The 24,355-nt window shown below is 48.1% G+C and carries 19 protein-coding genes; 12 read left to right on the forward strand and 7 right to left on the reverse strand.

Going from position 1 to position 24,355, the window contains the following annotated elements; genetic code table 11:
* Positions 1-74 precede the first annotated feature (74 nt).
* Genes J0A67_RS05845 through J0A67_RS05855 form a run of 3 tightly spaced genes read left to right on the forward strand, consistent with a single transcriptional unit; the run spans position 75 to position 3,580 of the window.
* Positions 75-722 (forward strand): hypothetical protein, encoded by a 648-nt coding sequence (locus tag J0A67_RS05845; protein WP_206568324.1) that lies wholly within the window; start codon positions 75-77, stop codon positions 720-722.
* Between the two features lie 5 nt (positions 723-727).
* Positions 728-1,507, forward strand: coding sequence for a 5'/3'-nucleotidase SurE (gene surE, locus J0A67_RS05850; RefSeq protein ID WP_206568325.1), 780 nt, complete (start codon positions 728-730; stop codon positions 1,505-1,507).
* 42 nt (positions 1,508-1,549) lie between these two features.
* Complete coding sequence (locus J0A67_RS05855; RefSeq protein ID WP_206568326.1) at positions 1,550-3,580, forward strand: ATP-binding protein; 2,031 nt, start codon at positions 1,550-1,552, stop codon at positions 3,578-3,580.
* On the opposite strand, the gene J0A67_RS05860 is transcribed toward J0A67_RS05855, so the two are convergent.
* From J0A67_RS05860 to J0A67_RS05875, 4 genes are all read right to left on the reverse strand, one after another.
* Positions 3,530-4,402: an ABC transporter substrate-binding protein gene (locus J0A67_RS05860; protein ID WP_206568327.1), complete on the reverse strand. Its 873-nt coding sequence runs from the start codon at positions 4,400-4,402 to the stop codon at positions 3,530-3,532. The two genes, J0A67_RS05855 and J0A67_RS05860, sit on opposite strands and share 51 nt — an antisense overlap.
* Before the next feature lie 72 nt (positions 4,403-4,474).
* Positions 4,475-5,800 carry an MFS transporter gene (locus J0A67_RS05865; RefSeq protein WP_241265073.1) on the reverse strand — a complete coding sequence of 442 codons (1,326 nt, stop codon included), beginning with the start codon at positions 5,798-5,800 and terminating at the stop codon, positions 4,475-4,477.
* Positions 5,801-5,835: 35 nt separating this feature from the next.
* The gene (locus J0A67_RS05870; protein WP_206568328.1) at positions 5,836-8,274 is read right to left on the reverse strand and encodes a glycoside hydrolase family 31 protein; all 2,439 of its coding nucleotides are present in this window, start codon (positions 8,272-8,274) and stop codon (positions 5,836-5,838) included.
* Between the two features lie 180 nt (positions 8,275-8,454).
* Positions 8,455-9,483, reverse strand: a complete 1,029-nt coding sequence (locus J0A67_RS05875; protein ID WP_206568329.1) for a LacI family DNA-binding transcriptional regulator — start codon at positions 9,481-9,483, stop codon at positions 8,455-8,457.
* 306 nt (positions 9,484-9,789) lie between these two features.
* Between J0A67_RS05875 and J0A67_RS05880 the strand changes: the two genes are divergently transcribed.
* A complete protein-coding gene (locus tag J0A67_RS05880; RefSeq protein ID WP_206568330.1) occupies positions 9,790-11,106 on the forward strand; it encodes a DUF5723 family protein in 1,317 nt (438 codons plus the stop codon).
* A gap of 342 nt (positions 11,107-11,448) precedes the next feature.
* Here J0A67_RS05880 and J0A67_RS05885 read toward each other — a convergent pair whose 3' ends face one another.
* Together J0A67_RS05885 and J0A67_RS05890 are read right to left on the reverse strand one after the other, a co-directional pair.
* A complete protein-coding gene (locus tag J0A67_RS05885; RefSeq protein WP_206568331.1) occupies positions 11,449-11,952 on the reverse strand; it encodes an SRPBCC family protein in 504 nt (167 codons plus the stop codon).
* Between the two features lie 135 nt (positions 11,953-12,087).
* Positions 12,088-13,188: an alanine racemase gene (locus J0A67_RS05890; protein ID WP_206568332.1), complete on the reverse strand. Its 1,101-nt coding sequence runs from the start codon at positions 13,186-13,188 to the stop codon at positions 12,088-12,090.
* Between the two features lie 291 nt (positions 13,189-13,479).
* Between J0A67_RS05890 and alaS the strand changes: the two genes are divergently transcribed.
* From alaS to J0A67_RS05905, 3 genes are read left to right on the forward strand one after another with little or no spacing between them, the layout of a single operon-like run.
* Entirely contained in the window at positions 13,480-16,104 is a 2,625-nt protein-coding gene (gene alaS / locus J0A67_RS05895) for an alanine--tRNA ligase (RefSeq protein WP_206568333.1), read from the forward strand.
* Positions 16,105-16,121: 17 nt separating this feature from the next.
* Positions 16,122-17,582 carry an Asp-tRNA(Asn)/Glu-tRNA(Gln) amidotransferase subunit GatB gene (gatB, locus tag J0A67_RS05900; protein ID WP_206568334.1) on the forward strand — a complete coding sequence of 487 codons (1,461 nt, stop codon included), beginning with the start codon at positions 16,122-16,124 and terminating at the stop codon, positions 17,580-17,582.
* A 4-nt stretch (positions 17,583-17,586) separates the two neighbouring features.
* Positions 17,587-18,699 carry a redoxin domain-containing protein gene (locus J0A67_RS05905; RefSeq protein ID WP_206568335.1) on the forward strand — a complete coding sequence of 371 codons (1,113 nt, stop codon included), beginning with the start codon at positions 17,587-17,589 and terminating at the stop codon, positions 18,697-18,699.
* Between the two features lie 393 nt (positions 18,700-19,092).
* Here J0A67_RS05905 and proC read toward each other — a convergent pair whose 3' ends face one another.
* Complete coding sequence (proC, locus tag J0A67_RS05910) at positions 19,093-19,893, reverse strand: pyrroline-5-carboxylate reductase (protein WP_206568336.1); 801 nt, start codon at positions 19,891-19,893, stop codon at positions 19,093-19,095.
* A gap of 184 nt (positions 19,894-20,077) precedes the next feature.
* Here proC and J0A67_RS05915 point away from each other — a divergent pair, with 184 nt between their 5' ends.
* The 5 genes from J0A67_RS05915 to rfbB all read left to right on the forward strand — a co-directional run bounded on the left by J0A67_RS05915 (position 20,078) and on the right by rfbB (position 24,323).
* Positions 20,078-20,500 carry a hypothetical protein gene (locus J0A67_RS05915; protein WP_206568337.1) on the forward strand — a complete coding sequence of 141 codons (423 nt, stop codon included), beginning with the start codon at positions 20,078-20,080 and terminating at the stop codon, positions 20,498-20,500.
* Positions 20,501-20,621: 121 nt separating this feature from the next.
* A complete protein-coding gene (locus J0A67_RS05920) occupies positions 20,622-20,822 on the forward strand; it encodes a helix-turn-helix transcriptional regulator (RefSeq protein ID WP_206568338.1) in 201 nt (66 codons plus the stop codon).
* A gap of 184 nt (positions 20,823-21,006) precedes the next feature.
* Positions 21,007-22,173, forward strand: coding sequence for a glycosyltransferase family 4 protein (locus tag J0A67_RS05925; RefSeq protein ID WP_206568339.1), 1,167 nt, complete (start codon positions 21,007-21,009; stop codon positions 22,171-22,173).
* A gap of 39 nt (positions 22,174-22,212) precedes the next feature.
* On the forward strand, positions 22,213-23,271 hold the full coding sequence (locus J0A67_RS05930) for an NAD-dependent epimerase (protein WP_206568340.1): 1,059 nt from the start codon (positions 22,213-22,215) through the stop codon (positions 23,269-23,271).
* Complete coding sequence (gene rfbB, locus J0A67_RS05935; RefSeq protein WP_206568341.1) at positions 23,268-24,323, forward strand: dTDP-glucose 4,6-dehydratase; 1,056 nt, start codon at positions 23,268-23,270, stop codon at positions 24,321-24,323. Before J0A67_RS05930 ends, rfbB begins: the two co-directional genes overlap by 4 nt.
* Positions 24,324-24,355 lie beyond the last annotated feature (32 nt).

Raw genomic sequence — 24,355 nt, forward strand, 5'->3', positions numbered from 1 at the left:
TTTCGTTTTAGAGATAATAAGAAAAATGAGCAGGGGAATTTTTACTCTACTTGTAAAAAAGAGCTAATTCAAGCATGAGAGAATCTTTGAAAAAAGCAGTATTTACCCTGAATTTGCTGTTTGTGGGTGCGCTCTCTTTGCTTGCGCAAAATCATTTTCCCTCCCAAATGTGGTACAAAGGCAATATCTATGGCACAGATGGGCAGACTTATGCAGGCTTGGTAAAATATGATCTGGAAAATAATTTGGTTCAGTTACAAACTGAGACCATTTCTACCTTTACAGCCTCCAATGTCAGTCATTTTGAAATTCATAACGAAACAAATGATGGGCTAAGAAGCTTTTATAGTCTTTCTTATAAACTAAATGGCGATAGTGAAACGCCGGTTTTCTTTGAGGTTCTCACTGAGGGCAGTGAAATCACGCTTTTGTGCAGGGAATATATTGAGACTAATTACAGAAATACGGGGACAAAGGGAGTGATTGGGATGAATCCTTCGAATGAGTCTAAGATTATTACAGGATATAGACTTACCTTCGATTATTACTTTTTCAAAGGCAATGAAATCCAATGGTATAGCCTCAATAAGAAAGATTTAATTGCCTTTTTTCCAGGCTACGAAGATGAGATCGACCTCTACATGAAAAAAAACAGATTGGATCATGATAAGCGGGGTGATTTGCTTAGAATTGCCGCCCATTACAACGAATTGCACAACTGATTTTTATGCCAAAGCCGCTTATCCTCGTCTCCAATGATGATGGAATCACCTCAAAAGGGATCCTCACTCTCGTTTCTGTAATGAAAAAACTCGGAGAAGTGGTCGTGGTAGCTCCAGATAGCCCACAATCAGGCATGGGGCATGCGATCACGATCGGAGAGACGCTGAGACTTTACGAAGAGGAGATTTTCGAAGACGTGACGGCTTACAAGTCCAGCGGTACTCCGGCGGATTGTGTGAAACTTGCCAAGCATTATGTGCTTAAAGACCGAACGCCAGACCTGGTCGTGAGCGGGATCAACCACGGGTCCAATACGTCCATTTCAGTGTTGTATTCGGGTACTATGTCAGCAGCAATAGAGGGAGCCTTGGAAGGCCTGCCATCCATCGGCTTTAGCCTGTGCGATTTCTCTTCCAAAGCGGATTTTTCCCACGTGGAAGAATGGGTCGAAAAGATTGCCCGTCAGGTCTTGGAAAGAGGTATCCCCAAGGGAGTCGCGCTGAATGTGAACTTTCCCCCAAAGCGCAACGAAGACATCAAGGGGATAAAAATCTGCCGCCAAGCAGATGCCAAATGGCAGGAGGAATTCGCGGAGCGTTACGACCCTACGGGCCGAAAGTATTTTTGGATGGCCGGCAATTTTGTCAATTTCGACAAAGGAGAGGACAACGACGAATGGGCAATTGCCAACAATTATGTGTCTATCGTGCCTTGCCAATACGACCTGACTGCCCACCATGCCATTACTCAGATCAACAAGGATTGGGATTGGGATAAACTTTAATATCGAGGCGTTTTTAGGCTGAAAAGTTCAGGACCGGTTTTTATGTTTCTGATTATCCTTATTTTGCAGCATAACCATATCAAATGCCGAATTGTGAGTCGTCCGATTCTACTCATTCTTGTTTTGCTGTTTGCCTTTCCAATCCTGGGCTCTACCCAAGGGGCAAATGTAGACAGCATCAAAGCGGTTTTGGCGACCAAGGAAGGGAAGGAGCGTCTTGACCTACTCAACCTGCTTGGGACTGAATTGAGAGAAATCTCCCAAAGTGAGGCTTTTTCCTATTCGATGGAGGCGGATTCACTAGCTGAAAAGATCGGTGATCCTTCAGGGCAAAGCCGTGCACTGGAAAATATCGGCTGGATCTACTACCGCAGGGGCCAATGGCGGCAATCCTTTGAGTTTTCTGAAAAGGCCTATGACATAGCCATTCAAAACAACGATAAGCTACAGGCTGCGCGACTGATGAACAACATGGGGGCGCTCTACTATGAGCAGCAGGACTACCAGATGGCCATCAATCAGTTTAAGAAAGGCTACGACTTGGCAACCCAAGTGCAGGATCTGTCTACCCGAATCAGAAGCCTAAACAACGTCGCGTTAAACTTTACCCAGATCGACCAACTTGACTCGGCACTGCTGTACGCTAGACGTTCAATCAAAATGAACGAAGAAGCTGGCTCGCCATATTTGACATCTTTTGCCCACCGGGTGATTGGCGACGTCTATTTGGCTAAGGGTAACTACGATTCTGCGCAGCTATTGTACGAGAACTCGCTGAAAATGGCTCGTGAGCAGAATGTGAAATCCTTCGAAGCGGGTGTGCTACATCGGCTCGGCAACGCCCTCCTCCTGGATGGGAAACTTAAAGAGGCAGAAGAGCTGCTGCTTTATTCGGTTGAGTTCTGCGAGAAAAACGTCTTTTTGGATGAGTTATCCAAAAGCCATCGCCATCTGACTAGCTTGTACGAGAAGCAAGGGGACATACAAAAGGCCTTCTTTCACCAGTCCCGTTACTTGGATCTCAACAATCAGCTGCAGAACCAGACTAACCGCGACCGGCTGGCTTTGCTGCAGAATATGTTTCAAAGCAATCTGAAGGAGTCGGAACTGGAATTGCTGAAGGCCCAAAACGAAAATCAGGCCTACCGACTTGAGACCTCCCGAAGGTATATTATCTTCTTCGCCATTACGGCGGCCTTGATTGGTGTTTTGGTGGTGCGCATGTACTTCCTAAACAAGAATGTACGCATGATCAATTCGGATCTTTTGGCTCAACAGCGTAGGATCGAAGAGCAAAATCTCGTTTTGGAAAACCAGTCCGTTCAGTTGAAGGAAATGAATAATACCAAAAACAAGCTCTTTTCGATCCTGGGACACGACATGCGGGGCCCCATAGCCCAAGTCAAGTCCGTGGTGGATATGTTTCTGGCTGGGCATTTGGAAAAGGAGGAATTCGAAGAACTGCTCCATGTGCTTAGTAGAGACATCGATTCCGTGAATTTCACCCTTAACAACACGTTGAAATGGTCCATGTCGCAGATGGAGGGGTTTCATGTCAATCCGGCTCTTTTTGACCTCAGGGAAGTAGTTGACAATGCGCTCCTGCTGCTGCAGGCATCTTTCAAAGAAAAAAAGCTTGCAGTTTTCAACCACATGGAGCAGAAAGTCGAGGTATACGCCGATCAGGATCTGATCGATGTCGTGGTTAGAAATATCCTGAACAACGCGGCGAAATTTTCAAATTTCGAAGACTCCGTGACAATTTTTTCCGAACGGGATCCGGAGTGGGTGTATTGGTGTGTGCAAGATCAAGGGCTGGGGATGACGGAGGAACAGATCAATCTGATCCTTTCGGACTCTTACTCCCTGACCCGATCCCGGCAGGGCACCAATAAGGAAAAAGGCTCGGGGCTTGGTCTTCAGCTCACCAAGGAGTTTATCAGAAAAAGCGGCGGTAAGATCTCCATCGAAAGCCATCCGGGCCATGGGACCAAGATCTGGGTCCAACTGCCGAGGACCGAGTCAAGCCTCGATTCTCAGGCCATCCGTGGCCAAGAAGAGGTCAATGCTTAGTGGTGTCTTCAGGATACCCAATTCCTGCATTGCCTCCATCGCGTTTTCCAGTTCGGATCTGGATACTTTGGCCGATGAACACCATCTGGTTTGATCCAGCCACTTTTCAACATCTGCTTGGTCGAGTTGATAAAATGAAGCCAGTGTATGGGACTTGTCCTTATTTTCCATCAATTCCGCGGAAAGTTCGTAGACACGATCCCTTAGTTGAAAAATCAGGCTTCCAAATTCCTCCAGCGCCTCGTCTGAAGCAACCATCACAAAGCAGGGCCAAGGGCTAGGGATTTCGCCTATCCGCTTCATCGTACCGTTCTTGACCATGGGTGCCGTGGTATATTTTTCCCACAGAAAAATTCCCTCGTGGCCGGCGTCCATCGCAGCTTTTGCTCCGTCCATGTTGCCGACGATTTCAAAAGAAAGCTCGTCAGGATTCCATCCTTCCCTTTTGGCTAGGGCCAAGCCCATCAGATGAGATCCAGAGCCTAATCGGCTGACTAGTAATTTTTTCTCACCAACATCAGCTAGCGTGTCTATAGAAGAGTTTGCTCGTACGTGGATTCCCCAAATCAGGGGGGTCGCGACGTGAAAGCCAATCATCTTGGAGGGATTTCCAGCCTCGAAATCTTTTAGGAAACTCTCCGTTAGAAGGATTGCGAGGTCGGATTCACCGTTTCTGAGCGCCAGGTTCATCTGCCCAGATCCCCTCGATTCGTCGGTCCATTCGATTTTTACACCTTGGTCAGCCAAGGGCTGTTCTTTTTCCAAAAGCCGAAAAGGGAAGTTAAAATGTTCTGGAACGCCTATGATGCGAAGAGTTTTCATTCTGTTGAGTTTGGGACAAAAATAGAAAAGCCGTACAAGATGTAGACGGCTTTTGTGGTTTCTTGGAGTTTATCAGTCGTGGGTGGCACGTCGATCTGTGATCAGGAGGTTGGAAAGCCCAGCCAGGATCAGTAGGGTTCCCGCAAGTAGCATCGTGTTGATCACTGCTTCGCCAAAGATTAGCTTGTAGAGGAAATTGACTCCGCCCAGCGCCGCCACGATTTGGGGCAGTACGATGAACATGTTGAATATTCCCATGTACACGCCCATTTTCTTCGGCTCGACCGAGCCCGAAAGCATGGCATAGGGCATCGATAATATACTCGCCCAAGCAATCCCAACGAGCCCAAAACAAAGGTGTAACATCCAAGTTTCCGTGATGAAATAGATCAAAATGAATCCGATTCCACCCGAAATTAAACTGACGAGATGAAGTAGTTTTCGGTTGATTTTGATCCTGGATGCCACAAAGGCAAGGATCAAGGCATAGAACATCGAGACCAGCCCGTAGGTGCCCAGGTAAGTGCCGACGCTGTCGGCGGCATCGTTATAGGCAGCGGAAGTGGTGTCTGTGGCGCCAAAGATGTGCGAGGTGATCGCCGGAGTGGCAAAACTCCACATGGTGAAAAAGGCGAACCAAGAAAAAAACTGTACCACTCCAAGCTGCTTCATCACCTTGGGCATTTCCGCGATATTCTTCAGGATTTCCCCAAATCCGGCTAGAAATCCCGTATTCAGTGATCTTTCTTTTTCAAATTCAGCCTGATCCTCCGGGGGATGTTCCTCGGTTGTCAATATGGTATAGAGTATGGAGGTGAAAAGGACAAACGCGCCGATTGCAAAGGCATACTTGACCGAATCTGGGACTACTCCGGGCTCCGCGGTGTTGGAAGCTCCAAGCCAGGTCATCAGCCAAGGGAGATTTGAGGCGACCCATGTTCCGATGCCGATGATCAGGGTCTGGACCACAAAGCCGTAGCTTCGCTGGGAATCGGGAAGTTTGTCAGCAACTAAAGCGCGGAAAGGCTCCATGGAGATATTGATCGAAGCATCCAAGATCCACAGGGCTCCGGCGGCCATCCAGAGCGCGGAGGAGTATGGAGCGAAAAAAAGCGCAATAGTACTCAGAACAGCACCAACAAAGAAGAATGGCTTCCGCCTGCCGAACCGCGGATGCCAAGTGCGATCGCTCAGATGTCCCACGATCGGCTGCACAAGAAGTCCCGTAAGTGGAGCGGCTATCCAGAGAAAGGGAATGGCGTCCTTGTCAGCTCCTAGCGTCTGAAAGATCCTTGACATGAACCCGCCTTGCAAAGCGAATCCGAACTGGATTCCGAGAAATCCGAAACTCATGTTCCAGATTTGCCAGAAACTCAGGTTTCTTTTAGGTTGTTTCATTTAGGTTTATTGGGTTGGAATTTTGGGAAAACGGCTTACTTGAGCCCCTTGACTTCAAATGACCCAGGCAAGTGGCCGAAGTCCAAGTAGGGTAGGTTCTTGATTTCGAAATAGGGGTGGTCCATTTCGGGAAGTGGGTCGAATTCGGTCAATTTTCCCAGAAAGGAGAAGTTTTCCTGCGAAAGCGCTACGCTTTTTCCTGCGAGTTCTACACTCCTGCATGCAAAACCATGGAGATAGAGTCGGATTTTTTTAAAGTCGCTGGGATAGCTTCCCTCTGAGGCTTCAAAATGTAGGGATTCGGTCGTAGGATTGTAGCTGATTTTTCTTCGAAAATATTTATCGGACTGATAGTCTAAGCCCTCACCCTCATCTTCGTAGTGGATATACGCGGAGGGAGAGCTTCCCTTGTAGAGGTGAATGCGAAGTGTGCCGTCGTGGGCCTGCCCGGTGTGTTCTACGTCGGACTGGGAGGTGAACAGCTGTCCGCCCTTGGCATAGACTGGCAGATAGTTGAGCGGGCAGTCTTGGTAGATGGTCTGGTTGCCAGAGTGAATTTCATCAGAATATAGGTAATACCATTCACCGTCTGGCAGGTACACTTTGGTGATGGATTTGGTGCTTTCCACTGGAGCTACCAGCAGGCAACCACAAAAGAGGTATTGGTTTTGGTAAGCCGAAAGGTAAACATTTGGGTCATTGGGATATCGCAGGGCCAGGCTTTCGCAAATCGGGAGACCGGAGATGCTGGCAAGGTAAAATTTGCTATAAAGTGTGGGGATTATCCTATATCTGATTTTCATATAGTTTCGGCTGATCTCCTCCACCTCCTCACCAAATGCCCAAGGCTCGGCATCGTTGCTGTTGATCATGGAATGCGCCCGATAGAAAGGGGCAAATGCGCCGATGCTCATCCATCTCGCAAAAAGCGATTTGCTCGCCTCCCCAGCAAAACCTCCCACGTCGTATCCAGCGAAAGCGACACCGCTCATACCTAAGCTATTGACTAGGCTGACTCCTGCGAGCATGTGTTCCTCGGAAGCTACGTTGTCTCCAGTCCAGGCTGCGGCATAGCGTTGGATTCCTGAAAAACCTGCTCGAGTAAGCACGAAAGGCCGTTTTTTGGGGTTTTGCAAATGAGCTCCCTCCTGTGCGCTGCGTGCCATCTGCATGCCGTAGATGTTTCGGGCTTTACGATGGGAGGATTTTTTACCGTCAAATTCAAACTCGATCAGGTTAGGCGTAAACTGCCCCCAAGAGGCGGGCTCGTTCATGTCGGTCCAAAACCCCTCCACGCCAGCATCGGTGTAAAACGCCATTTTTTCCGCCCACCAGCCTCTGGTTTCCGGTTTTGTAAAGTCAGGGAAGGCGCACCAGCCAGGCCAGACTTGAGCTTCATAAATCTCCCCGTCTGGATATTTTACAAAAAGATCGTTTTTTAATCCTTCCTCATAAGGGCCATATCCTTTTTGGGTTTTGATTCCAGGATCCATGATGACTACAACCTTGAACCCTTTTTCTTTCAGACGGGCGATCATTGCCTTTGGATCGCTGAATTTTTCCCCATCAAAGGTAAATACCTTGTAGCTTTCCATGTGATGGATGTCTAGATAGATCACATCCGCAGGCATATTTTTATCCCGAAAAGTCTGCGCAAGAGTAAATACCTCCGAGTCTGGATAGTAGGAATATCGACACTGTTGAAAGCCTAAGGCCCATTTGGGCGGAAGAGACATCCTTCCCGTCAACCACGTGTAAGACCCAATTATTTCTGGGACGGTTGGTTGGTGGATAAAATAATAATCCATGTCGCCATCCTCGGCGCTGAAATACACAAAGCGATTGGTAGAAGCGCCAAAGTTGAACACGGTCTTATGTGTGTTGTCAAAAAAGATCCCATACTGGCCTTTTTCGTGGATTCCCATGTAAAAAGGGATGCTCAGGTAGAGCGGATCATCGCCGACCCCGTAGGCAAAATAGTCCGTGTTCCAATTGGTAAAGGCTTTGCCAGATCGGTCCATATTGCCAGTTTTTTCGCCGAGCCCTATAAATTTCTCTTTGGGCTGAACCTGCTTGTAGGCAGTGACTTCGGTGCCTATCCAAGAGATACCCAGGGAATCGTCAGCATTGAGGAGATTGCCCGAAAGGTCAAAAAATGACATTGAAAGGGCCGTTAAGTCGATCTTCAGATGCAACTGTGCAGTGGTGAGTAGGATTTGGGATTCCTGCACTTCCAGCTTAAAGTCTGTATTCTCCGGCTGGGCAATGACCGAATAGGGGTTGGTTTCGAAGCCGTCGTGAAGTCCTGCTTGAACCCGGATTATCCCTGCATTATAGACCGTGATCCTGAAATGGGCGGAGCTGCCCTTGCCTGTGAGGCCATCTACGGTTTGGCTCCATTCGCTGACCGCTCCAAACCCACAATGTCGGGAAGAGTTGCGGGAAAATCTAGGGGAAGGGCTGGGTGGGGTCATTAGCGCGTAAAGTCAGAAGTTGCGATGGATCCGCACTAAATTAGAGAGGAAACTCGAAATAACGAGGGGCCGTAAATCCCCTTTCATCACCCCTTTTTCTTAGAAAATACCCTGTCTGCAGTATTTGGGCTATTCAAACGTTTGCAATGCCCAAGTGATTTTTTTGATTAAAAATGGATTTTAGCGTACAGAGGATTGCCGGGTGATTAACTCGGTGACTAATACAGAGGAAATTTCCGATTTTTCCGGATCAAACTTCTTTTCAATCCAGTCCAGCAATAGCTGTGTAGATTTTACCCCCATTTCAAAGCCGGGCTGATAAACAGAGGAGAGCGTAGGATCAACCATGGAACAGAACTGCCAATTGCTGAACCCGACGATGCCCACTTCTGACGGGACTTGTAGTCCCGCTTCCTTGCAAGCCATCATGGCCCCTACTGCGGACATGTCGTTGTGTGCGAAAAATGCATCCGGTTTCTTCTTTAGGGTATGTAGGAGCTTTGACACAACCTGCTGTGCCTCCGCATTCGTGCCCAAGGGACATGGAACGATCATGGCTGGGTCTGGGGTGATGCCAGATTCTCTAAGAGCAGCTTGGTAGCCCTCCGACCTTTCCCTGGAGATTTTCAAGTTTGGGGGACCGGCCAGGTGGACGATGTTGCGGTAGCCTTGTTCCACCAAATGCTTGGTGGCTTCGAAGGCTCCGCCAAAGTCGTCAACGGTGACGGTGATGGCTTTGGGGATTTCGGGAACGCGGTCAAAAAAAACGATGGGAAAGCCCTTGTCTATCAGATTGCTGAAATGTTCAAAATCGGTGGTTTCCTTGGAGTAGCTGATCAATACGCCGTCTATCTGGTTGGAAAGCATGGTATTGATGCTTGATTTTTCCCGGATGAGCTTTTCGTTGGTCTGGGTTAAGATCACATTGTACCCCCTCGAAAAGGCTTCTTCTTCGATTCCGCTAATGACTGTCGAGAAAAAAAAGTGGACGACCTCCGGGATGATCACTCCGATGGTAAAAGACCGACTATGGCGTAGTGAAAGCGCAATCGCATTTGGCCTATAGTTTAGCTTTTCGGCCATAGCCTTCACTTTGCGTTTGGTTTCACTGTTGATTCCCGGATAGTTTTTGAGTGCCCTGGATACAGTGGACGCAGAGAGGTTGAGCTCCCTGGCAATGTCTTTAATGGTAGCTTGCTCGAGCTTCATTTACGGCTAGTAGCTTATATGGCTTTGGGTTTAGAGGCTATAATTTCCGCGTTCGGATCATCGAACTAAGAAACTGAAGCTGAGAAAGATGGTCAAAGTTCGGCAAAGTAACAAGGCATAGAGGTGTCTCCGTAGATGGGAAATCCGACAAAACATCACTGGGGATGGGAAAACAAAGCGATTTTTTTGTCTCACTGACAGTGTATTTTCACGACTAATCCTTTGGCAATAGGTCGGGTTGGATTTATATTCCGAAGTTTAACCTACAATCGTCCAACCTTTAATCAATTTTCCTCCCTTTTGTTTATGAAAAAAACAATACTCCTCCTCTCAGGTGTGCTTTTTTCCTTGCCGGGCTTGGGCCAAAACTTCGTCGGAGCCCAGATTGACAGTCGGATGGGCGTGCAGTCCCTGACGCTTAATCCCGCACTGGGATCGCTATCCCGTACTAAACTGGACATCAATCTGATCTCTGCATCTTCCTTTGTAGGGAGTGACTATCTATCGATCGACTTGAGCGATCTAGGAAGCCTTGTAGAGGGTTTCGATGTGGACGAAGACCTAGATACAAATCCCCTCCCTGATAACAACTTTTTTGGAAACGTCGACGTGCTCGGTCCCTCTATGCTCATGAGACTTAACGAGATGAGTGTGGTTTCCCTTACCACCCGTGCCCGGGGTTTTTTCAACTTGAACAATGTAGATGGAGACTTTTATGAGCTGGTAACCAATCCGGAGACGGGATTGGTGGACTTCAATGCGGAGATGGAGGATCTGTCCGGAATTGGGCATGTCTGGGGGGAAATAGGCTTGGGCTATTCCCGCCTTTTGGTGGATAGAGCGACACACAGCTTCAGTGCCGGTGTAAATATGAAGCTCCTCTTGGGAGCTGGAGGAGTATTTGGCGACAGCCCTCTCCTTAGCGCGGACTTCAACTCTTCGAATGACATGGTGACTACTGGTGGTACCCTGGATTACGGCTACTCAGTAGGCTTTGACTCGGAGGACATCGGTTTTTCAGAGATTCAGCCGGGTTTTGCGGTAGACCTGGGATTCATCTACGAACTCAAGGGGAATACCGTAGGAGACGACTACAAGCTCAGGGCGGGAGTATCCGTTTTGGATATCGGCTCGGTGAAATATCATGACGGCTATCGTATCAACTATACTATGGACGCTACCATTACGGCCGATGAGTTTGAGGAAAAGGATTTTCAGGAGGTGCTGGAAGACAACTTCGCTGGGACTGAGAGGCCTTTCGAAGGGAAGCTGGGTTTGCCCACTTCTCTACAACTCTTTGTAGACTATGGGATAAACCATCGTTTATACCTAAGCGCACAGGCAGGGCTGGCCTTGAGTAAGGACGGCGGCATTCCTGTGAGCCGTGTGATCAACACCACCACCATCACTCCTCGATTGGAGATGCGCTGGCTGAGTATATACAGTCCGATCAGTTGGAGGCAGTATGACTCCACGCCTTCTTGGGGTCTGGGACTGAGAATGGGTCCAGTGCTCGTAGGTTCTGGCTCTATTTTAACCAATGCGATTTCCAAAAAATCCAGAACCACAGACGTCTATGCGGCAATCAAACTGCCTATCTACGGCAAGGACAAGGTTGACTAGGGAACATCCCAAAGCTGAACCTTGCAATGAAAAAAGCGAAAATGTGCTGTCTCGCAAGACAAGTTGATAGAGTTTTATTCCAAAGGCTTACTCCCTCCAATATGCTTCGAGAATACATATAAGATGCAAAATAACACCCGGAACAATCAGCAGAAAATAGCCGGCGATCACAACGACAAACCAGATCAATCCCTGTAGTTTATTGCCTCTGCGAAACTGACCCCAACCAGGAATCAGGAAACTTAAAAATGCAGCAGTACCCGGGTCGATTGTGGAGGCATGTGTCATCTGGCTCTTATCTATTGATGAGGATAACTTAAGTTAGGATTTTATGCGCAAATCTCAGCCTCCGAGTTCCAATAAATAGGCTTCAAGCTTCTCGAAGGTGCCTTTGAAGCCCTGTTTCATATTCCCATGATTTTGGAAAAAAAGTTCCTGGGAAGCCTCCGAAGCCTGATGTGGATAGGAGGTAAGCTTGAGTCGGCAGCCCTTTCCATCAGAGGTAAACGTATATTCGGTCCACATTTCCAGTGGCCAGTCGGCGCCAAAAGGAACTTCCGGTGCATTGATGGTCTCGCCTTCGGAATTGGAAAAGGCGTTCAACAAGACAATCCGATGCGGTTTTTCGATTTCGAGGTAAGTGAATTTGCCCCACATCTCGAAGCCATTGCCAGCCTTAAGCACATAATGGAATATTCCATCTGAACGGAAATCAAAGGTTTTGATCTCCATCTCCATGCCTTTGGGCCCCCACCAGTTGATCAGATGTTCTTTGGTGGAGAACATATCGAAAACCTGATCGGGTGATGAGTGAAGTGTTTGAGTGATTTCGAGGGCTGGATGCATGGGAGTTTTGGTTAAAGACTTTTCAAAAAACTAATGGTTTTGACCTGTTGTTAAACATCTCTTTAAAAGTTTCCGACTCTGCTCAGGGTGGCAGAGCGGTCGCCCTGAGCAGATTTCAAGGATGCATAAAACTGCTCATTGCCCCTCGCAGTGATCGATCTTTTTCCCATCCAAACTCAAATATTCCGCCATGCAGTCCGCCGTCATGCAGGAGTGGATGGGGAGAATGCCCAGCAGATCACCGACTTTCACACGTTCCAAAAGCGAATCGGAAGCCCTGATAATGCCATGTTCTTGGGAAATGCTTTTCAAGTAGGAGCGGTCGAAAGGGATGGTCCAGCCACTTTCATCCAAAAAAACCACTTCGCCAAAGTTCTTATTGCCCTCGCTGTCCACGAGTACGTCTTTGGCGAGATGAACGCCGCCTCCGTGAACGAGGATCTCTTTTCGTTCTCGGTTGATGTCCACGACCGGAACCGCTAGGCAGACCGAGATGTCGGCCTTTGTACAGCTTCCCAATTCTGCCTGCATGAGGTCAAAAAACACGAAGTTTCCTGGACCGATCTCATCCACATCACCAAAATCCTCCGTCACGGAACACCCAGGTGTATCCCCAACTCGCGTCACCAAATTCGGGAACTCAGACTGATATTTCATCTTCAGCATGTGGAGAGCCTGTCGGCTTTGTTCGTAGATCCCTGCTTTGTCCGGAGTGTAGTACGTATGTCCAGGATGGAGGTAGAAGCCTTTAAAGCGTAGCTTGTCAGACTGGGCAGCGATGCGAAGGATCTTCTCGATGGTGCCAAAGTCCGAGATATGCACGCCAGTCCTCCCATAGCCCGCATCGATTTCTATGAAAAAGCCTACCGGATTGCTGAGTCCGTCCACCAGTTTTTGCGTGGTGACCGGGTTGACAAGCTGTACAGAAAGAGACTGGGAAACGGCGAGGCGATTGAGCTTTGGAGTTTCGAGGGGATTGAAAGGGAAAGCGATATGTATATTGTCCCAGCCCTGTCCGCAGAGGTACTCTGCCATCTTGATCGAAGATGCGGTGACTTCCCGGATGCCGTACTCTTTAGCCCAGTTTCCGATTTCGCGGGATTGCGCCGTTTTCCAGTGTGGAACTAGTTTTTTGCCGTGGCGCTGGGCTTTGTCGGCCATTCGTTTGATGTTGGCTCGGGTGATGGGTTCGTTAATTAAAAGAGTAGGGGAAGTGATCTGATCAAGGTAGGACATGTCGGGTCTTTTTTTTTTTTCTAAAAGTAAAAAGTAAGTGTCAACTAGCAAGACGTAACTGTCAAGTGTCCTAAGCTACCTAGCTGCTTGATTTCAAAAAGTTCTTCTTTGTTTGAACAGGGAAGATTCTTCGGAAAAGCAATTCCGCAGCAGTCGGAATTTTCTTCAACTTTCCAAAATCCTGAAGCAGATGCGCGTAAGCCCGCCTTTTCTGTTAATTTTGTGACCCGATAAAAGCGCCTCTTTTGGCCAACAAACAACAATATTTCATTTCTGCCCCTCAGACCCTCCATGGAAGCAAAGAAAATCCGGAGTACCTTCATCGAGTTTTTCCAATCCAAACAGCACCAGTTTGTTCCCTCATCCCCAATAGTGGTCAAAAACGACCCTACGCTGATGTTTACCAATGCGGGGATGAACCAGTTCAAAGACGCATTTCTCGGAAATGAGATCGCGAAATACCCCAGAGTAGCCAACTCCCAAAAATGCCTTCGCGTCAGCGGTAAGCATAATGACTTGGAGGAAGTAGGTGTGGACACCTACCATCACACCATGTTTGAGATGTTGGGCAATTGGTCCTTTGGGGACTATTTCAAAAAGGAAGCGATAGCATGGGCTTGGGAGCTTTTGACGGAAGTGTATGGGCTGCCAAAAGATCGCCTTTATGTGTCAGTCTTCAAGGGCGATGCAGGAGACCAGCTCGCAATGGATCAGGAGGCCTATGACCTTTGGAAAAGTATCGTGCCGGAGGATAGGATCATCATGGGCTCCAAGAAGGACAACTTCTGGGAGATGGGCGATACGGGCCCCTGCGGACCTTGCTCGGAGATCCATATCGACCTCCGGCCAGACTCGGAGCGAAGTGAGATTCCGGGCCGGGAGCTCGTCAACAATGATCATCCCCAAGTAATCGAGATCTGGAACCTTGTTTTCATGCAGTTTAACCGCCTGGCGGATGGAAGCCTAAAAGAACTTCCAGCCAAGCACGTCGATACAGGGATGGGCTTTGAGCGATTAGTCCGTGCGATCCAAAACAAGTCCTCCAACTATGACACGGATTTGTTTAAGCCTTTTTTGGACGCCATCGCTGCCAAGTCAGGCAAGACCTATGGCCAAAATGAGCCGACCGATATCGCCTTTAGGGTGATCGTGGACCATATCCGTGCGATCGCCTTTACGATTGCTGACGGACAGATCCCTTCCAACAACAAGGCGGGCTACGTCATCCGCAGAATTCTCAGAAGAGCGGTGCGCTATGGCTATACCTTTCTGGGCCTGCAGCAGCCGTTTCTGTTTGAACTTGCTCCTTTGATTGCCGAGTATTTTGGGGATATTTTCCCCGAGGTGAGGCAGCAACAGGAGTTTATTGCCAAAGTGATCCAGGAGGAGGAAGCCTCTTTCCTCCGAACTTTGGACAACGGTCTAAAAATGCTGGAGTCGATCAAATCGGAATTGAACGCAAAGGGAGAGTCGTTGATTCCAGGCAAAACTGCCTTTGAACTTTACGATACTTTTGGGTTTCCCTTGGACCTGACTTCATTGATTTCCAGGGAGAATGGCTTCTCAGTAGATGAGGCTGGTTTTGCCGCTGAGATGGAAAAACAAAAGACCCGCTCAAGGGCTGTTTCCGAGCAGGAGACAGGAGATTGGGTACAGGTAAGCGAAGATGCTGGCGTGGAGTTCATCGGCTACGACTTTACCGAGGCCTATTCCCAAATCATCAAGTACAGGACGATTACGGACAAGAAGGGTGATAAATATCAGTTGGTGTTGGATAAAACACCTTTTTACGCCGAAAGTGGTGGCCAAGTCGGAGATACCGGATGGCTGGTTTCCGAGACCGAAAAAATCCGGGTGATCGATACCAAAAAGGAAAACGACCTAATTGTCCATTTCGTAGAAAAGCTCCCTGCCAGACCAGAAGCGAGGTTTTTCGCGGAGGTGGATCGTGAAAAGCGCGTGCTGACCATGAATAATCACACGGCGACCCACCTGCTGCAGTCTGCCTTGAAAGCCGTGCTGGGCGATCATATTCAGCAGCGGGGATCCTTGGTCAATGAACAGCTGCTTCGGTTTGATTTTTCCCACTTTGGGAAGATGACAGACGAAGAGATCGCACGTGTGGAAGACATCGTCAACGCAAAAGTGCGGGAAAATGTGCCCCTGCTGGAGCAACGAAATGTGCCGATCGAAGAGGCGAAGAAGATGGGGGCCACAGCGCTTTTCGGAGAGAAATACGGGGACTTTGTCCGCGTGATCACCTTTGGCAAAGACTTCTCCGTCGAACTTTGCGGAGGTACGCACGTTCCTTCTACTGGCCAGATCGGTTTGTTCAAGATTACTTCCGAAGGCTCGATATCTTCCGGAGTGCGTAGGATTGAGGCTATCACTTCCAAGGCTGCAGATGCCTACCTGCGCTTGCAGGAAGCTCTGGTAAAGGAAATCATGGATCTGTTGAAGAATCCAAAAGACGCGAAGAAGGCGATCGAATCCCTCATCCAGGAAAGGAACGAGCTGAGAAAAGAGGTTGAATCCCTTCAATTGGAGAAAGCCTCGGGATTGAAGGTGGAGCTGCTGAAAAAGTTTGAGGAAAAAGACGGAGCCAATATCCTGATTTCCCAAATCGAGCTTCCAAATGCCGATTCTCTGAAAAAATTGGCCTATGAATTGAAGAATGAGGTTTCTGATGCTTTGATCATATTGGCTGCACAGATTGAGGACAAACCCCAGCTTGCGGTAATATTGGATGAGTCGCTGATTTCCGCTAAAGGCCTCAATGCAGGCCAGATCGTGCGCGAGCTGGCTAAGGAAATCCAAGGCGGCGGGGGAGGCCAGCCTTTCTTTGCGACCGCGGGAGGAAAAGATCTATCCGGCCTGCAGAAAGCGGTTGCCAAGGCCAAGGAAATGTTTTTATAATCGCTGAAATACAAGAAATGCTAAGCGAAGAACTCAAGGAGAAATACCAGTTGGTGGTGGGGCTCGAAGTACACGCCCAGCTGCTGACTGAGAGTAAAATGTTTGCCGCAGATGCCAACCAGTACGGGCAGTCGCCCAACACCCTGATTTCGGCAATTACGCTGGGACACCCCGGCACCCTGCCCAAAGTGAATAAAAAGGCCGTGGAGTACGCTATCCGCATGGGCTTGGCCTGTGACTCCGAAATCACGAGGCACAATATTTTCTCCAGAAAAAACTATTTCTATCCCGACCTACCCAAGGGCTATCAGATCACCCAGGACAAGGGGCCGATCTGCGTTGGCGGGATAGTTCCGATCAAACTCTCTGACGGCACTGAGCGGGTCATCCGACTCAACCGCGTCCACATGGAAGAGGACGCGGGCAAGTCCATCCACTTGGCGGGCGAGCCGGACACCTTGGTGGACTTCAATCGTGCAGGTACTCCGCTCGTAGAGATCGTGACGGAGCCGGACATACGAAGTTCGGAGGAGGCCTATGTATTCCTGGGCGAAATCAAAAAACTCGTCAAATACCTGGATATCTGCGACGGCAATATGGAGGAAGGATCGCTTCGCTGTGATGCCAACGTCTCCGTGATGCTGAAAGGGGCAAAAGAATACGGCAAGAAAGTAGAGGTGAAGAACATGAACTCCTTCCGAAATGTCGCCAAAGCCATTGACCACGAGCATGAGCGGATTATTGGTCTTTTGGAAGCTGGGAAGGAAATCGTGTCCGAAACCAGGACCTTCGATGCCGATACCGGTACGACGGCTAGCATGCGGACCAAAGAAGACTTGAACGACTACCGTTATTTCCCAGAGCCGGATCTGAGTCCTGTGGTAATTTCGGAGGAGTGGCTACAATCGGTGAAAGGTTCCATGCCTGCCCTGCCCCGCGAGCTTTTCGCGAAATTTGTAGAGCAATATGGCTTACCTGAATACGATGCCGCATTTCTGACCGAAGTGAAAGGGGTTGCTTTGTGGTTTGACGCGCTTTGTTCCAAAACCGAAAATTATAAAGCCGCGTCCAATTGGATGATGGGACCGGTGAAGTCACACTTGAATGAGTCTGGCTTGGATATCGCCGAGTATCCGGTTAAGCCCGAGGCCTTGGCGGATCTGATTGCCTTGGTCGGTGGGGGCAAGGTGGCTTTTTCTACGGCATCCCAAAAAATCTATCCAGAGTTGGCCAAAGCCAGCGGTGAAAGTGCCCTCCAAATTGCCCAGCGCCTCAACCTGATCCAAGAGAGCGATGAAGACTCCCTAAAGCCAATTGTCCAAAGCGTTTTGGAGGAGAATGCGAAGAAGGTGGCAGAATACCGTTCTGGGAAAAAAGGATTGATGGGGATGTTTATGGGAGAGGTGATGAAAAAATCCAAGGGAAAGGCCGATCCAAAGGTCGCCACCCGACTGTTGACAGAACTGCTTGAAAACTAAAAATATGAAATATAAGATGGTAGGAGTTTGGATTGTGGTCGCCATGGCGTTGTTCTCCTGTGGAGGCAATGGCACGGGTACGGATGGTAAGGTACAATTGTCTGGAAAAGTGGAAAATGCACCCGATGGCGTGGTCGTTCTCTCCCAATTTACCGACAATCGTCCCAAGGTTCTCGACACCTTGGATTTGGGGAAGGACGGCAAGTTCTCCTATGAGCTTAGTGTCGATGCGCCGACATTTTATGAACTGAATTTCGACGGTGGGAAGGTAGTGCGATTGGCTTTGTTTAAGGAGGATGTTGACGTAACATATGACTTCTCGAACCCTGAGAGTCTGACGATAGAAGGCTCGAAAGACACCAAGGAACTCTTGAAGGTGGAGGAGCTAATGCAAACTTATCAGTCAGAGGTCAATAAACTGAATGAGGCTTATTACGAAGCGATGAGCAAGAACGACTCTGAGGGGATCAAAAAAATCCAGACCCAAGCCATGGAACTGGAGGCCATGCAAGCCGATCGGGTCAAGGAGATGATCAACAGCATGGGGGATTCATTTGCTTCCATGGCGGCAATAGGCCTTTTGAACCCCAAAACCGATTTTCAGTTTATCGACCAATTGGTTGCCAAGCTGAATGAAAATTATCCCGGAACAACATCTATTCTTCAGATGAAGCAGCAGTTGGATGAGATGCGTGTGCTTTCGGTAGGACAGCCTGCACCCGAAATCGAACTTCCCAATCCTGAGGGTGATTTGGTGAAGCTTTCCGATCTAAGGGGAAAATACGTTCTGATCGATTTTTGGGCGGCGTGGTGCAAACCCTGCCGTCAGGAAAACCCCAACGTCGTCAGGCTCTATAACCAATACAAAGACAAAGGATTTGAAGTATTCGGTGTGTCCTTGGATCGTTCGAAGGAAGACTGGGTCGAGGCGATCTCCAATGATGGCCTTACTTGGACCCAGGTTTCTGATCTGAAATATTTCAATTCTGCTGCAGCCGAGCTATATCAGATTGATGCTATCCCAGCGACCTACATGGTGGATCCCGAGGGTAAGATTATTGCAAAAGACCTTAGAGGGCCGAGCCTCGAAAACAAATTGGCAGAGTTGTTTGATTAGTGTCAGTCTCGTCAAACAAAATAGCCCCCGATCTGATTTAGATCGGGGGCTTTTTTTATGAGCAGTTTGGAATGAAAACAAAAAGGAAGGAGGAAAAAATTACCAAACAGTCCTTCCTTTAAAAATCGAGTCTCTTAAAAAGGAATAGCAAAAGTTGTTTATCACCCGAGACAAATCTAATGAAAACATTTAAAAGAAAAACAAACCAAAAATTATTCTTTTTTATGCTAGTATTAATATGTATGTAAAGAATGGTACTATTCTAAGTAAGTAAATCATGTATGCCGTTAAAATGCTGATTTAGTCAACCGAAATTTGAATATTCCAATCCAAAAAAAATCGAAAATAAAATCGCCCGATTTTTTCGATAGCTACGGTTCCGGGTAAATCAGTCTATTTTGCGATTTTGTCATAGCTGGCGATCACCCCTCTTACCATCGCAGAGCTAAATCCCCGATGTTCCATTTCGTTTAGTCCAACTATTGTGCAGCCCTTTGGAGTGGTGACTTTGTCGATGGCTGCTTCGGGGTGGATGTTTTTCTGAATCATCAGCTCCGCTGCACCCTTCACTGTCTGGTTCACGATTTTGCTTGCTGTAGCAGAGTCAAAGCCAATCTGGATTCCCCCCTGAATCATCGCGCGCATGAAGCGGAGCACATAGGCAATTCCGCAGGCTCCGAGCACGGTGGCGGCCTCCATAAGGCTTTCATCTATGGAAATGCTGAATCCTATGGAGTCAAACAGTTCTTTAACCTGCTCTACCTGGATCGGATTGGCTTGCTCGTGGCAGACACAGGTGATGGATTCCTGAATATCGGCAGCGATATTGGGCATCGCCCGGAAGGTGACCGTCGCAGGATCGAGCACGCCGTACATTTCCTTTAGGGTAATTCCCGTGGCTAGGGAAATCAGAATTTGTTTTTTTGGGTGCAAGACCGGTTTGATTTCCTCTAGGATGTTGGTGACGTTGAAAGGCTTCACGCCCAGGAGAATGAGGTCGGCGTATTTGGCCGCAGAGAGATTGTCTGAATGCACATGCACACCTTTGGCTTCAAACTCGGATAGGCTAGCGGTGTTTCTCTTGGTCAGGGTCAGGTTGTTTGGGTCGAAATCAGCTCTCATCAACAGTCCGTTTGCGATGGAGGTGCCTAGGTTGCCGCAACCTATGATGGCGATTTTCAGATTTGAAATCATGGAGATTCGGATTATTAACAGGTTTGAAGAGCCAAAGGTAAACAAAAGGAGGGCCTTATCGCCAGATACGAATAGCATCTATTGTCTTATCGAAGAAAAAAAGAATAAATTCTTAAATAAAAATGGAAAAATATTTTGACAAAATGTAAAGTATAATTTACATTTGGGAAAGATAACACGACATATGAAAAAGAACTCAATTCTGAACGTGCCACTGCTTCCGCCAGGATGGAAAAAGTTGGCGATGGTGTTTTTCCCGCTTCCAGTTTTGCTAGTGATAGGGTTAGCGGTGGTTTATCCCGATACCAACCCGGATGATGCTGCACAGATCATCTACGGGTTTTGGGCAATTGGCTTTGGTATCTTGAATCTTACCCGGGAAAAAGTGGAGGACGAGATGATCCGCGAATTTCGACAGCAGGCTTTCCAGACTGGTTTTTTTTGGCTGATATGGGGACTTGGTGCCTTGATGTTGATCAACTATATACGCTATCAGACCATCGCGTCAGAGATGTTTACTGCTTACCTTGTGCTCTTTTTGCTGAACGGCTATATCTACGCGGCTTTCCAATACCAGAAATACCTGGCATCCAAGGAAGACAATTAATCCTATGTTCTTATGTTAACCAATATCCTATTGCCCAATCGTTTCCAGGCGCTTGGCTGCCTGCTGCTTCTACCGTTTGCGCGGCAAAACAAATCCCTGCTGATCCTTTTACCCAAGTAAAATGAAAAACTCGATCAAAGTAGAGCGTGCCAAGAAAAACATGACCCAACAGGATTTGGCCGAGTTGGTACAGGTCTCGAGACAGACGATCAATTCAATAGAGGCGGGAAAATACGTGCCCTCGACGGTATTGGCTTTGAAAATTGCCCGGATTTTCGGGGTGGCGCTGGAGGAAATATTTGAGTTGGAAAATGAGGATTAACCTGCGATTTCGTGGCTTGCAGGTTTGGTATTGGAGATTGGAATCTAGGTCTTTATACACAAGCGAGAATCTAAGGAAGGATTAGAGAAATTATCTAGCTGCATTTTTTTGGCTTGGATTTCCAAATTTTAGAGCTCATGAAAGCGTTAAACTTTTACCTTTGCGCTTTTACAATCCCTTTTTGATGCCCAAGCTGATCCGAATTACCACAGTTCCACTTTCTCTCAAACTTTTGCTCACAGGGCAGATGAAATTCATGAAGGAGCAGGGCTGGGAGGTGATCATGGTCAGTGCCGAGGGTCGGGAAGTGGACCAAGTGGTCAAAAGCGAGGGAGTTCGTCACGAGGTAATTCCCTTCACCCGTAAAATCACCCCGTTTGCTGATCTTGTGTGCATCTGGCAGTTGGTGCAGCTTTTCAGGCGGGAGAAGCCGGACATTGTCCATACCCACACGCCTAAGGCAGGTCTCCTGGGAATGATCGCGGCCAACCTGGCTGGCGTAAAAATCCGCATCCATACACTTGCCGGCATACCTGCCATGGCCGCCGAGGGAAGTAAAAAAAGCCTATTGGAGAATGTGGAAAAATGGACTTATTCCAATGCTACCGAGATTTGGCCCAATTCCAATGGACTTAAAAAGTTTGTGGAGGAGAACGGACTTTGTCCCGGATCCAAACTCCGGATCGTCGGTAAAGGCTCATCCAATGGGGTTGATCTGGACAAGTTCAACAGGGAATCGCTAAAGGAAAACCACCTAGTGGCGGCGACCATGCGGATCCTGCCGGGAGAGGACGAGTTTATCATCCTGGCCGTGGGTCGATTGGTTAGGGACAAGGGGATTCAGGAGCTAGTGTCGGCCTTTTTGAATTCCAAAATCGTCAACCGATCTAAATTGGTGCTTTTGGGGGCGTTCGAGCAAGACTTGAATCCGCTTTCGCCAGAGACCATACAGACTATACAGGATCATCCTAAAATAATCCAGATCGACTGGACAGACCATGTTGCCCACTATTTGGCTTTGGCAGATGTGCTGGTACATCCCTCGCATAGGGAGGGATTTCCCAACGTCCTGCTGGAGGCTGGTGCGATGCATGTGCCAGTGATCTGTTCGGATATTATTGGCAATACCGACATCATCACCCAGCAGAAGACCGGCTTGATTTTTCCGGTAAAAGATGCCACTGTGCTGAAGGAAGCGCTGGAGTTTGCCTTTGTGAAGCGGGACAAAATGGCTGGCTATGCGGCAAAGCTCTACCAGGAGATAGCTGACAACTATGATCGAAAAATCGTCCAGCAGGAGATATATCGAAACTATCAGCGCCTCCTTAAAGCAGACGAGAATGCGAAATAGCTTATATTTGGGCTTGAATCACCAAGATTGTTTTTTCCTATGAAGTACCTCGTGACCGGCGCGGCTGGATTTATTGGATTTCATGTCGCACAAAAATTAATAGACCGGAGAGAGGAAGTAGTCGGGTTGGATGTCATCAATGACTACTATGATATCAGCCTGAAATATGCCCGGCTAGATCACCGGGGTATCAAAAAGGACTCCATCAAAAAAGGCAAACTGGCCCAGTCTGAGACTTTGGATAAGTATCGTTTTATCCAATTGGATTTGGTCGAAAAAGAAGCCTTGATGGCCCTATTCGAAAAGGAAAAATTCGATGTGGTGATCCATCTGGCTGCACAAGCTGGAGTGAGGTATTCTCTTTCCCACCCTGAGGTCTACATTCAGAGTAATATCACCGGTTTTTTGAATATCCTGGAGTGCTGCAGATTTCACCCCGTCAAGCATTTGGTGTACGCTTCGTCGAGTTCGGTCTATGGGGCTAACGAAAAAATGCCATTTTCCACCTCCGACTCGGTCGATCATCCCATTTCACTGTACGCAGCCTCCAAAAAATCCAACGAGCTCATGGCCCATACCTACAGCCATCTGTTTGGGATTCCGACGACTGGCTTGAGGTTTTTTACCGTTTATGGACCATGGGGAAGGCCCGACATGGCGCTGTTTCTGTTTACCGAAGCCATCCTCAAAGGAGAAAAGATCCAGGTGTTTAACTACGGGGAGATGAAGCGCGATTTTACCTACATCGATGATATCGTCGAGGGAGTGGTCAAAGTCGCCGACCGACCCGCTAGGGCAAACCCGGACTTTAACCCGCAAAATCCCGATCCCGGAAGCGGTCAGGCACCTTATAAGGTTTATAACATTGGTAATTCATCGCCCGTTTTGCTCATGGATTATATCCGGGCAGTAGAGAAAGGATTGGGAAAAGAAGCGGAAATGGAACTGCTTCCACTGCAGGCAGGAGATGTTCCGGCATCGCACGCCGATGTTCAGGATTTGGTGAGGGATACGGGCTACAAACCCAATACGTCCATAGAGACGGGGGTCAGGGCATTTACGGACTGGTATTTAGACTATTATAAAAATAAGATATGAGCAAAACTATCTTGATCACAGGAGGCGCGGGATTTATCGGCAGCCATGTCGTACAGCTTTTTGTGACGAAGTACCCAGAGTACAAAATCGTAAACTTGGACGCCCTGACCTATGCGGGCAATCTGGAAAACCTCAAAGCGGTAGAAGGTGCCGCAAATTATATTTTCGAAAAAGCGGACATCCAGGATGCTAATCTCATGGATACGATCTTTGCAAAGCACAAAATCACTGATGTAATCCATCTTGCGGCGGAGTCGCATGTGGATAGGTCGATCACAGATCCTTTGGCTTTTGTCAAGACCAATGTGTTTGGTACGGTAAACTTGCTCAATGCTGCAAAAAAAGCCTGGGAGGGAGAGCTGGACAAACACCTATTTTATCACGTGTCAACCGATGAGGTGTACGGGTCACTGCACGATGGTGGCTTCTTTTTGGAAACTACAGCCTATGATCCCCAGTCGCCTTATTCGGCGTCCAAGGCTGCATCAGACCACTTTGTACGCGCCTATTCCAACACTTACAAGATGCGTACAGTCGTGTCCAACTGCTCCAACAACTACGGACCTAACCATTTTCCCGAAAAGCTAATCCCGCTCTGCATCAACAACATCAAGAATATGCGTCCCTTACCAGTCTATGGAAAAGGCGAGAACGTTAGGGATTGGCTTTTTGTAAAAGACCATGCGCGGGCTATAGATACGGTTTTCCATAAAGGAAAAGCTGGGGAAACCTATAACATCGGGGGCTTCAACGAGTGGAAAAACATCGACATCGTACGACTGCTGTGCAAGAAAATGGATGAGAAGCTAGGTCGCGAAGCAGGCACTTCAGAGAAGCTGATCACTTTTGTCCAAGATCGGGCTGGTCATGATCTGCGCTATGCAATTGATGCGACCAAGATTCAGAGTGAATTGGGTTGGGAGCCAAGCCTCCAGTTTGAAGAAGGAATTGAGCTCACGATAGATTGGTATCTGGCTAACCAAGATTGGTTGGATCATGTGACCTCAGGTGCCTATCAGGAGTATTACTCCAATCTCTACGAAAACAGATAGCATTGGAAAGCCCCGAGTTGATCGGGGCTTTT

Origin of the sequence: Algoriphagus aestuariicola (genome assembly GCF_017254835.1) — a bacterium.
GTDB classification, from domain to species: domain Bacteria; phylum Bacteroidota; class Bacteroidia; order Cytophagales; family Cyclobacteriaceae; genus Algoriphagus; species Algoriphagus aestuariicola.

Coding starts and splice junctions, on each gene's coding strand:
- J0A67_RS05915 (WP_206568337.1), top strand. CDS start 20,078: ATGAAAAAGAACTCAATTCTGAACGTGCCACTGCTTCCGCCAGGATGG.
- J0A67_RS05860 (WP_206568327.1), bottom strand. CDS start 4,402: ATGAAAACTCTTCGCATCATAGGCGTTCCAGAACATTTTAACTTCCCT.
- J0A67_RS05865 (WP_241265073.1), bottom strand. CDS start 5,800: ATGAAACAACCTAAAAGAAACCTGAGTTTCTGGCAAATCTGGAACATG.
- alaS (WP_206568333.1), top strand. CDS start 13,480: ATGGAAGCAAAGAAAATCCGGAGTACCTTCATCGAGTTTTTCCAATCC.
- J0A67_RS05875 (WP_206568329.1), bottom strand. CDS start 9,483: ATGAAGCTCGAGCAAGCTACCATTAAAGACATTGCCAGGGAGCTCAAC.
- J0A67_RS05905 (WP_206568335.1), top strand. CDS start 17,587: ATGAAATATAAGATGGTAGGAGTTTGGATTGTGGTCGCCATGGCGTTG.
- rfbB (WP_206568341.1), top strand. CDS start 23,268: ATGAGCAAAACTATCTTGATCACAGGAGGCGCGGGATTTATCGGCAGC.
- J0A67_RS05885 (WP_206568331.1), bottom strand. CDS start 11,952: ATGCATCCAGCCCTCGAAATCACTCAAACACTTCACTCATCACCCGAT.
- J0A67_RS05870 (WP_206568328.1), bottom strand. CDS start 8,274: ATGACCCCACCCAGCCCTTCCCCTAGATTTTCCCGCAACTCTTCCCGA.
- J0A67_RS05925 (WP_206568339.1), top strand. CDS start 21,007: ATGCCCAAGCTGATCCGAATTACCACAGTTCCACTTTCTCTCAAACTT.
- J0A67_RS05845 (WP_206568324.1), top strand. CDS start 75: ATGAGAGAATCTTTGAAAAAAGCAGTATTTACCCTGAATTTGCTGTTT.
- surE (WP_206568325.1), top strand. CDS start 728: ATGCCAAAGCCGCTTATCCTCGTCTCCAATGATGATGGAATCACCTCA.
- gatB (WP_206568334.1), top strand. CDS start 16,122: ATGCTAAGCGAAGAACTCAAGGAGAAATACCAGTTGGTGGTGGGGCTC.
- J0A67_RS05855 (WP_206568326.1), top strand. CDS start 1,550: ATGTTTCTGATTATCCTTATTTTGCAGCATAACCATATCAAATGCCGA.
- proC (WP_206568336.1), bottom strand. CDS start 19,893: ATGATTTCAAATCTGAAAATCGCCATCATAGGTTGCGGCAACCTAGGC.
- J0A67_RS05880 (WP_206568330.1), top strand. CDS start 9,790: ATGAAAAAAACAATACTCCTCCTCTCAGGTGTGCTTTTTTCCTTGCCG.
- J0A67_RS05920 (WP_206568338.1), top strand. CDS start 20,622: ATGAAAAACTCGATCAAAGTAGAGCGTGCCAAGAAAAACATGACCCAA.
- J0A67_RS05930 (WP_206568340.1), top strand. CDS start 22,213: ATGAAGTACCTCGTGACCGGCGCGGCTGGATTTATTGGATTTCATGTC.
- J0A67_RS05890 (WP_206568332.1), bottom strand. CDS start 13,188: ATGTCCTACCTTGATCAGATCACTTCCCCTACTCTTTTAATTAACGAA.